Below are 7,872 nucleotides of genomic sequence, written 5' to 3'. Positions count from 1 at the left end.
AAACGCCACAGGCTACATAACGTAACAAGAGACGACTTATTTTGCTTCCACTGCAGCAATTGCGCAAAGGTCAACGATATCGCTTACGGAGCAACCACGGCTAAGGTCATGGATTGGTTTTGCTAAACCTTGGATGATTGGTCCGATAGCAGTAGCGCCAGCAAAGCGTTGTACTAATTTATAACCAATGTTAGCAGCTTGTAAGTCAGGGAAAATCAAGATGTTAGCTTTACCAGCTACTTGAGATCCTGGAGCTTTACGTTCTGCTACAGATGGAACGATGGACGCATCTAGTTGCAATTCCCCATCGAATGCGAAGTCTACATTACGGCCTTTCAAGTCTTCTACAGCTGCTACCACTTTATCAACTTCTGGAGAAGAAGCAGATCCTTTTGTGGAGAAAGACAAGAAGGATACGCGAGGTTCTTTCATACCTGCCACGGAACGAGCTTTACCAACGCTGGACTCAGCGATATCAGCCAATTGTTCAGATGTTGGGTTAGGAATAACGCCGCAATCGGAGAAGATCAACAAACCGTCATCGCCGTATTCTTTTTTATCAGTGATCACAAGCATAGAGCTAGATACAGTTTTCAAACCAGCTTGTGTACCTACCACTTGGATAGCTGCACGAAGTACGTTTGCTGTAGGGCTAGCAGAACCTGCTACCATGCCATCAGCCAAACCTAAACGCACTAACATAGCACCGAAGAATAACGCATCGCCAGTCATAGTAGCATGTGCTTTTTCAGGTGTCATACCTTTTTTCGCGCGCAATTCTACAAATGTATCTACCATTTTGTTTAATTCGCCGAATGTAGCTGGGTTGATGATTTCAGCACCTTCCAAAGATACACCAGCTGCTGTAGCTGCCGCTTGAATTTTATCTTCTGCACCAACCAATACAGGTACACAGAAACCTTCTTTCAAAATCGCAGCCGCTGCTTCGATGACACGGCTATCTTCGAATTCTGGCAATACAATTTTTTTACCCAAGCCTTTTGCTTGCTCTTTTAAACTTTGAATTAAATCCATGGTATGTCCTCCTTTTAAGACCCATTTCGATATATCTACGCTTTATTATACTATAACTAATTTTGATGTTCAAACCGCTTCATATAGTTATGATGAAAGTATACTATCTACTTCATTCATACTAAAACTGCTTCGGTATGAAACCAAAATGTTGCAATGCTTTATAAATTCCATCATCATAGCAAGATGCAGTCACATAGTCAGCTTTTTCTTTCAGAGCATCACGGCCATTACCCATGGCAATGTTCAGCCAGTCTGGTCGGAACATGGATAGGTCGTTATAGCCATCACCGAAGACGATGACATCTTGATAAGATGCGCCAAAGCCATCGATCATTTTCCGGATGCCATAAGCCTTATCCATAGGTTCAAACAAAATGCATCCTTCTCCATAGCGAATTAAATCCTTCGTCATGTGTACAATACCACGTCGCTGTTCCTCTTCTTCTGTGATGAACGCATAGACCTTGTAAAAATGCTCGATATCCTCAGGCACCAAGTCTGATACGACTTCATTTTGCATCATATCCCACTTAGGATTCCATGCTAGGACGCTTTCATAAGGAGTAATACGGACAAATTCATTTTTGTGGGTCACCCCCCAAGGCACATTGTGGCTTGTTAAATACTTAAGGTACTGCACGCAGCGATCCCGGTCCATGCCCTGCATCCATTGCACTTCATAATTTTCTGTAATGCTATAGCCCCCATCAGCCACAAAATTCGGAGTCTTTGCCATCTTGGCAAAGCGCATAGCATCTGCCTGTAAACGGCCCGTAGCAAGCGCCACGTGATGCCCTTTATCCTGCAAATACTCCAAGGAGTATTGAGCACTTTCAGGAATCGTTCCATCAGGCCACACTGCTAGTGTATTATCAATATCAAAGAAAAAATATTTCCTATTCACAGAACCTCCTTACCGCAACTGCTGTTCTACATCCCAACCATTGACCAACTGAAAGCGATCTTTCTGCTCCACATCAGGATATTTTTCATGGTCCACTTCACTAGCAAACATCACAAGGGGACGTACAAACGTTTTGCGCTCACCATACAACTGTTGGTACACCACATGAGGTTCATCTGTTTCAGAATGAATAGCAATATCAATCACATAATATAACATGCCTTTAAAATGACGATATAAACCGCCTACTACAATTTCTTGCATAGGTATCCTTTCTTATACTTATATAACGTATACAACAGTATATAGTATAGTGTTATAACACATCATCTTTCTTACAACGAAAGTACTTTCAATATTCCAAGTATTCTATATCATACATATAGTATACACTATTCCTCTAACGATTTATATAGCTTTCCTTAGTACTATAGCAGGTAGTTTTTATAGTGAATACCCTAGGATAACACATGCATCCAATATAAAAATAGAGAATGATTGCCTTCTGGCAAATCATTCTCTATCACTTCAAATAGGATACTACAATCCTATGAATCTCTCAATTATTTTAAAACATGAGATAATTGTTTATTTGTTTCTTTTACTGTTTGTTTTGCAGTGTACCAAACAAGTTCGTTAATGTAGTAACGAAGTTCTTCGTTATTTACAGTCTCTGCATTGTTGCTTGCTGCAGCAAGAATTGCTTTTGCAATATCTTCGCCACGAACAGTTTCACCTTGTTGATCCAATACTGCTTTTACATTGGATAATGCATCTTGACGCACACTGCGTAACACATTCCAACCATAGCTATTGCTGTAACCATTTACAGCTTCTGTAGCCTTTTCATTATGTTTATTAAGGAATGTTTCATAATTACCAGAATGTTCGTATTTGTTATCACCATTCCAGTTATGAGCACGTTTGAAGAATTCCACACGGTTAGTTAAGTTGCGATCTAATACAGTAAGGAAGTCTTGGTTTACATCATGTTTAATAAAACGATCTTGACGATCTGTCAAACGTTCACCAGCTACTTGGCGTTTTACCAAGCCTTGACGAACTTCATGAGCACGTTCCAATACTTTACCCAAATCTTCTACAGCTACTACTGTTTCTTGCATTGGTGCTACTAATTCATAGCCAACAGCTACGCCTGTTACGTTTGCTAGATTCTTTTGGCTATACAATTCATCGCTCATAGCAAAGCTAGAGCCTACTGTTACTAATAACGCTGCTGTTAAAATTGCTTTTTTCAATGTTATTCTCCCATTTCAAACATTACATAATATGATTCTAGTTTAGTATAAGTGTAAGTCAGTAGTACATATTATACACCATATCAATATCTTTTGTATACTATAATTTTCGATATACACTAATATTTTATCAATAAATTGCTTAATTATACAAAATCGATAAAGAGCTGCAATACAACATGTCATTACATATCCATTGCAGCCCTTTTATCTTAGTTCACAGATTTCTACTTCATTCTTCTAAGAAATATACCTCTGTAAGAAAGATTAACCTTTCTTAACATATTGAAGCACTTCCGCTAATTGTGCTTTTAAGTTATTAATTTCATCTTTTTGCACTTGGTTTTGTGCTTCTAAAGCTGATACTTTATCTTGTAAAGTATAGGAAGAACTGATAGGGCCTTGACGGAATGTGTCTTTTACAGCCGTTTCGTCAGCACGAGCACCGAATTTCCAGCTCACACCTGCGTTCGCCATTAATTCATCACCACGGCTACCGATGGATGCGCCTGCATGGAATAAGGTAGACTCATTTTTGTAATGTGCAATACCTAATGCTAAGGCAGCTTCACCTTTATATGCACCCACGCCAGCCATGATTGTTGTAGGTTCCAATGGATCATATTGTAAATGACGTAAGCCAGCCATTGCTGCCGCTTGTGCACCCAGACGGTTCACACGATTATTTACATTCATCACCATGTTGGATACACCTTTCAACTGAGATACGTTAACCGCATCTGTATCAAGAACACCTGGTGCCACATTCGCCATCACTTGACCACCTGCAGAGATGCCAGATTTCATCACTGGTTCTCCAGTTTTTGGATCTACCATTGGTTTTCCTGTCTTAGGATCTACTGCGATAGTCGGAGAGCCGAAGGATACTACTTTCGTAGGGTCTACCACTTCTCTACCATCTTTATCAAGGACAGGGTTGCCATTCGCATCTCTTACTTTAGCCGTTTCTGGAGTTACCACCAATCCATCTGGAGTAAATGCAGTAGATTGTGCCGGTTTTACAGGTTCAGGTTTTGCATCAGCTTTTGGTTTACCATTTTCTAATTTATCAGCTTTATAGTATTTGCCATCCACTAATACTAATGGGTTACCCTTTTCATCCTTAGGTGTTGGTGTGTTGAAAGTCAATCCTGTACCAGTCAATCTAGATGTAGGACCGTCTTGTACTTGTTTACTATCGATTGGGTTAATCGGTGTTGCTTCTGTCGCCGGTTTACCGTTATTCACCACTTTACCTGCTGCATCTTTTGTAGTGCCTGCTGGATATGGTTTGTTATCGATAATCACAGTACCTTCAGGATATACTTTACCTTCTTTTACCACAGCCTTTTCAGGGTAGTATTTACCGTCCACAACTTTCAATGGGTTGCCTGCTTTGTCAGTTTTACTTTCAAAGTTAGCGCTGTTCAATTTATCTAAGTCTTTTGCTAATTGAATAGATAATTTACCATTGTCATGGAATACGCCAATATTGCCTGTTGTTGTATCTGCTTTCGCCACTGGCTTACCATTTTCACGGTTACCACCTGTAAATTCCATAGTAGAATTCAACGGTTTACTGATAGTTTGTCCATCATCACCTACAAAACGAAGGCCATCATCCATAGTAGCTACATTACGAGGTTTACCATCTGTACCTGTGTATTGGATACGATCCATAGTTGGTGCATTTGGAATCGGAGTTTTACCTGCTTTTGGTGTTACTACAGTTTTTCCATCTTTTACTTCTACTGTAACATCTGCCGGTGCATACCAGTTACCATCATTAGCACGAACTGCATCTTTTGGTGTATTTTCCAAATCAGCAGGTGCTTTTGCTGTAGAAATATCTACTTGAGAAGCATCTTTACCATCTTTGCCAGCATCTTTCAATGTTAAAGTACCTTTACCATCTTTAGCTGTAGCAGATACGCCATCGTTACCTTTAGCGTCTTTCACAGTCATAGCACCGTCTTTACCATCTGCTAACTGATCTTTTGGAGTTGCTCTTAATGGTTGTGCTTCTGGAACTGGTTTACCATCTTTAAGAACCGTTTTTGTTTTAGGGTCTTTTGCAGAACCTGCTGGATATGGTTTGCCATCGATCATCACTGTACCTGCTGGATATACTTTTCCATCATTTACTAATGCATTTTCTGGATAGTATTCACCATTAACTGGTTTCAATGGGTTACCAGCTTTATCTTTTACAGGACCACCAGTTGTTACACTGTCGATATGAAGCTCACGGTTTACATCTACTTTTACATACGTAGTTGTTACTGTAGCACCATCTTTATCTTCCGCTGCATCCACTGCCATAGATACTGTTGTATTCGCACCATTCACATATTTTACGTTATCCTTAGGGTTAACTCTTTCATATGTTTTAGCCTCTTCACTGAAAGCTTTATCTGTAGAGCCAATACCAATATTCCACCCAGATTTTTGAATAGCTGTAGCTACAGAGTTACCTGTTACATAAGCATTGCCATCATTTTCCACTGTATCGGAAGGTGTTACTGGAATCTCTTCGTTTGTAGCTTTACCTGTTTTAGGATCTTTCGTATAGATTTTACCATCTTCACCACGTACACCATGAGTTACTTTACCATCTTTATCAGTAATAAGAACATCATTTGTGACACGACCTTCTTTTAAAGCTACAGTAATTTCACGAGTACCATCAGCTAATGTTTTACCAGTTACTTGTACACCATTATCACCTTTGAACTCTACTTTATTGGCATTACGCATTTGCTCTGTATAACCATTATCTTTAGCAGATACTACAAATCCCATGTTTTGTAAGTCGCCTACAGTAGCTGCGTTGTTAGGGTTAGAGTTTTCAAAGTTAATCAATCCTGCTTTATCAGCATTTTCTGGTTTCGCCACTGGGACTTGTTCCTTTGCATTAGGCTTAGGTTCACCATTTTCTAGATCACTAGCTTTGTACCAGTTACCATCATTACCTTTTTCAAGAATATCACCAGCTTTATTTTTAGTGGACAACGGGTTAGCTACTGGAGCTGGTGCTTTTCCATTGTTTTCTTCTGCTGTTTTTGGTGCTCCATTAGGTTTTACATCTGCTGCATTATACCATTTACCATCATTCGCTAATTTGACATCATCAGCAGGTTTGAATGTTTCTGCACCATTCGCTACATTACCCAATTGTGTTGGAGTCGTAGTTTGGTTATTTGGAGCTGCTTCAGAGTTAGCAACATTAGGGTTAACCATATTAGATTTCAATGGATCTTTTGCTGTATCAATTGGTTTAATTACATTTCCATCTTTATCTACCAAATCACCATCATTATTTGTACCTACAGCTGGATTACCTTTTTCACTTACTGGTTGACCTTTTTCATTCACTGGATAGTATTTATCGCCAATTTTAGATACTGGTTTACCATCTTTATCTGTGAACGTTACAGGCAATCCTGTTACATTGTATGTAACATTGCTTGTTGTACCATCTGTATTAGTTGTTACAACTGCTGTTGTATTCGCACCATCTACAAAGTTTACAGTGTCGAATGGTTTCACGAAATCTTTCGCTGTACCATTATTTTGTAAATTCCAACCTGCATTTAATACATCAGATACTGTAGCTGCATTGTTACCTACAAAGTTAGGGTTAGGTTTTCCATCTTTTGTTGGTTTCAATAAGTCAGCTGCTTCCGTTGCTGTCAATGGAGCTTTGTTGATATTGTTTACATCTCCTGCAGTTCCTTTTTCTGTACCATCAGGGTTTGTAACTTTTTTATCAGCATCATTCACTGCTGGGATATTGTTTTTCACATTATTCAATGTTGTTGGAGTGGTTGTGCCTTCAGGACCATTTAGAGATGTAATCACATCACCTGCTGGTACTGTTTCATCTCCTTTACCTTTTCCATCTGGAGTTGTATGGTAAGTTACATTGCCATTTTCATCTTTTACTGGATATACTTTTTTACCATCTTTATTGGTGTAGTTCACAGGTGTTTGTGCATTATTCGTAGATACTTGGTCATCCACTTTTACAGTGATAGTACGTACACCGTTCTCATCAGTTTTACCAGTAACACTCGCTGTACCTTCACCTACGAATTTCACTTCGTTAGCATTACGTACTTGATCAAAGTAGCTATTACCTTCTGCAGATACAATCCAACCTAAGTTTTGTAAATCACCTACCGTAGCTGCATTATTAGGGTTAGAGTTGCTGAAGTCAATCAAACCTGCTTTACCAACATTATCTGGTTTGGCTACTGGTTGTACATTCTCTTTCGGTTGACCATTAGGCTCCACTTGGTCCGCTGGATACCATTTACCATCATTAGCCATCTTTTTGCCATCTACTGGCTCAAATGTGTTAGCACCATTCGCTACATTACCCAATTGAGTTGGACTTGTCGTTTGGTTATTTGTTTTCTCTGTTGTATTAGCAACGTTAGGGTTCACCAAATTGGATTGTAATGGATTTGCTTTTGTATCGATTGGCTCGATAACAGTTCCATCTTCTGCAACTGGTTTACCTTCTGCATTAGTTTTTACAGCTGGTTTACCATCTGGAGTAATAGGTTGACCTTTTTCATTCACTGGATAGTATTTATCGCCAATTTTAGATACTGGTTTACCATCTTTATCTGTGAACGTCACAGGCAATCCTGTTACATTGTATGT

Annotated in this window: 5 protein-coding genes; all 5 read right to left on the bottom strand. The window is 39.3% G+C overall.

The window, feature by feature from the left end; all coding sequences use genetic code 11:
* Nucleotides 1–36 precede the first annotated feature (36 nt).
* Nucleotides 37–1,035 carry a phosphate acetyltransferase gene (gene pta, locus HMPREF3032_RS01740; RefSeq protein ID WP_062401348.1) on the bottom strand — a complete coding sequence of 333 codons (999 nt, stop codon included), beginning with the start codon at nucleotides 1,033–1,035 and terminating at the stop codon, nucleotides 37–39.
* Between the two features lie 121 nt (nucleotides 1,036–1,156).
* Nucleotides 1,157–1,942: an HAD family hydrolase gene (locus HMPREF3032_RS01735; RefSeq protein WP_062401346.1), complete on the bottom strand. Its 786-nt coding sequence runs from the start codon at nucleotides 1,940–1,942 to the stop codon at nucleotides 1,157–1,159.
* 9 nt (nucleotides 1,943–1,951) lie between these two features.
* A complete protein-coding gene (locus HMPREF3032_RS01730) occupies nucleotides 1,952–2,206 on the bottom strand; it encodes a DUF1653 domain-containing protein (RefSeq protein WP_062401344.1) in 255 nt (84 codons plus the stop codon).
* Between the two features lie 299 nt (nucleotides 2,207–2,505).
* The gene (locus tag HMPREF3032_RS01725; protein ID WP_009353957.1) at nucleotides 2,506–3,201 is read right to left on the bottom strand and encodes a hypothetical protein; all 696 of its coding nucleotides are present in this window, start codon (nucleotides 3,199–3,201) and stop codon (nucleotides 2,506–2,508) included.
* A gap of 267 nt (nucleotides 3,202–3,468) precedes the next feature.
* Nucleotides 3,469–7,872 (bottom strand): YadA-like family protein (locus tag HMPREF3032_RS01720; RefSeq protein ID WP_062401342.1); only part of this gene is annotated, 4,404 nt, incomplete at its 5' end.

Origin of the sequence: Veillonella sp. DNF00869 (genome assembly GCF_001553345.1) — a bacterium.
In the GTDB taxonomy this organism is placed as follows: domain Bacteria; phylum Bacillota; class Negativicutes; order Veillonellales; family Veillonellaceae; genus F0422.
This window is presented reverse-complemented; position numbering and strand designations above follow the sequence as displayed.

Bases quoted from the DNA above. Each gene is read 5' to 3' on its own strand.
- pta (WP_062401348.1), bottom strand. From the start codon at position 1,035: ATGGATTTAATTCAAAGTTTAAAAGAGCAAGCAAAAGGCTTGGGTAAA.
- HMPREF3032_RS01730 (WP_062401344.1), bottom strand. From the start codon at position 2,206: ATGCAAGAAATTGTAGTAGGCGGTTTATATCGTCATTTTAAAGGCATG.